Consider the following 1,367-nt stretch of genomic DNA (forward strand, 5'->3'; position numbering starts at 1 on the left):
ACCCCGCCCTTCCCGCTGGCGACCGCGACGATCCGCCGCGCCACCCGCTCGGCGGTGACGACCACGCGCACCTCATGTCCGGGCAGCGACGCGGCCATCCGCACGCTCGCCTCCAGCGCGTCGCGCGCGGTCGCGTCCAGCCCGGTCGCATCGACCACCACGCCGATCCGCTGCCCCTCGATCCGCACCGTCGCACGGTCGCCCGCGACGGCGCGCACCGCGTCCTTCACCTGCATTTCGCTCATGGACATGATCCGTTACGCGCGCTCGTGCGGCTTGGCACTGTTTTTCGGGCGCGCCGCTCCTATAAAGGCGGATATGACCATCCTGCGACGCTGGCTCCGGCGCCCGATCATCCTTGCCGCCGACAACAATGACAATGGCCCATGGGGCGGCGGCGGGGACGACAGTGCCGGCCCGCGAAACCCGTGGTCGACGCCCCCCGGCGGCGGGCGCCGCCCCGCGGCGAAGCCCACCGCGCTCGACGAATTCCTCAAGAAGGCGCGCGGCGGCGGCAACGGCGGCGGCGGGTTCGGCGGTGGCGGCGGCCCGCAGTGGCAGGCGGGCGCCAACGCGCGGATGCTGTGGCTGATCGGCATCGCGCTGCTGGTCGGGCTGTGGCTGCTGCTCACGTCCTTCCACCAGATCGGCCCGCAGCAGCGCGGCGTGGTGACCTATTTCGGGCGCTACGCCGGCGAACTCGAACCGGGCATCCGCCTCACCCTGCCCGCGCCGATCGTCAACGTGACGAAGGTGGACGTCGAACAGGTACGCACCGACGAATTCCCGCAGGAAGGCGGGGAGATGGTGCTGACCGGCGACCAGAACATCATCGACCTGGCCTATACCGTGCGCTGGCGCGTCTCCAACCCGCGCGATTACGTGTTCGAGATCAAGGATCCGCAGGAAACCGTGCGCGCCACCGCGGAAAGCGCGATGCGCGCGGTGCTGGCCACCACCACGCTGAACGAGGCGATCGGCGCGGGCCGCACCACGATCGAGGCGCGCGTGGCGCAGATGATGCAGGAAATCCTCGACAGCTACGAAGCGGGCGTGCGCGTCCAGGGCGTGTCGATCAAGCAGGCATCCGCCCCGCCCCAGCTGGCCGACGATTTCAACGCCGTCACCGCCGCGCAGCAGGAAGCGGTCGGCAACCTCAACAACGCGCGCTCCTATTCGCAGCAGGTGATCGCGCGCGCGCAGGGCGAGGCGTCGGCGTTCAACCAGGTGTACGAGCAATATCGCCTCGCCCCCGAGGTGACGCGCCGCCGCATGTATTACGAGACGATGGAGGCCGTACTGGCCAGGACCAACAAGACGATCGTGGAGACGCCCGGCGTGACGCCCTATCTGCCGCTCGGCGAGGG

The 1,367-nt window shown here is 70.1% G+C and carries 1 protein-coding gene and 1 pseudogene; one reads left to right on the forward strand and one right to left on the reverse strand.

The features are described from left to right. Positions 1-245: pseudogene (locus AX685_RS16495) on the reverse strand (chromosome partitioning protein ParA); the annotation flags it as partial. A gap of 73 nt (positions 246-318) precedes the next feature. On the opposite strand from AX685_RS16495, the gene hflK reads away from it, so the two are divergent. Next, positions 319-1,367, forward strand: a 1,049-nt coding sequence (gene hflK, locus AX685_RS16500) for a protease modulator HflK (RefSeq protein ID WP_066490613.1), incomplete at its 3' end; no start/stop codon positions are given.

Origin of the sequence: Sphingomonas sp. CCH9-F2, assembly GCF_001556735.1 — a bacterium.
Taxonomy (GTDB): Bacteria; Pseudomonadota; Alphaproteobacteria; order Sphingomonadales; family Sphingomonadaceae; genus Sphingomonas; species Sphingomonas ginsenosidimutans.